The sequence below is a fragment of the Bradyrhizobium sp. LeoA1Lang genome (assembly GCF_055413685.1).
In genome coordinates this window covers 1-808 of sequence record NZ_JBVAPG010000443.1, presented here as the reverse complement: position 1 = coordinate 808, position 808 = coordinate 1, and the positions used below count along the sequence as shown (strand labels likewise).

General features: G+C 61.4%; 1 protein-coding gene. It reads right to left on the bottom strand.

Features of this window, described 5'->3' with window-relative positions:
* Nucleotides 1-785: IS701 family transposase (locus tag ACZYOF_RS44050; RefSeq protein WP_463719629.1), on the bottom strand; the 785-nt coding region annotated here is incomplete at its 3' end.
* Between the last annotated feature and the right edge of the window lie 23 nt (nt 786-808).

Genomic DNA, 808 nt, shown 5'->3' with positions numbered 1-808 from the left:
GATGAGCGCCGCGTCCGGGCGATGTCTGCGGCCGTACCGGAGACCGGCGGTCGCTTGCCCCAGGATCGAAACACATGAGCGCTGCTGACCCCGAGCACGTAGCCTTTGCCGGCCCGGCGCAGTTGCTGTTCGATATCGCCAACACCATAGACGGTGTCACCAGCAACCCACTTGAATGGCACAGACGCGGCTATTGCGCCTGCGATCATTCTCGTCGCGAGCTTCGGTTTGGTCGCAAAGCCGACGTCGGCAGGCACATATGCGGCTTCCAGGCGATCCGGATCGTCGGTCCATTCCTTCGGAAGATACAGCGTACGGTCGATGAACGCATGACCGTGGCGCGAAACGTAGGCAACGAAGACCCCGATCTGGCAGTTCGTGACCTTGCCTGCGGAACCAGTGTATTGCCGCGCCACGCCGCACGACGCTTTGCCCTGCTTGAGAAAACCGGTCTCATCGATCACGAGCACCGCATCGTCATCCGCCAAATGCTCGACGACATAGTCACGCACGATATCGCGCAGGGCATCCGCATCCCAATCCATGCGGCCCAGGATCGCCTGCTGACGCCATGGGCCGGGATCGCCAGCCGCCTCGGCGCGCATCCAACCGGTCTTGCGTTGCTCATCTCCGAGAAGGCCTTCCAGGAACAGGCCCGCATTCCTCGCAACACGTTCTTGCCTGAACAACGGACGTATCCGCTTCTTGATCTCCCGAAGCGACGCCGCCCACAACGCAAGCGTCTCCTCAATCGACGCTGCCTGCGTCCACGATCTTCGAATCATGGTTGCCCATGGATTCAGAAACC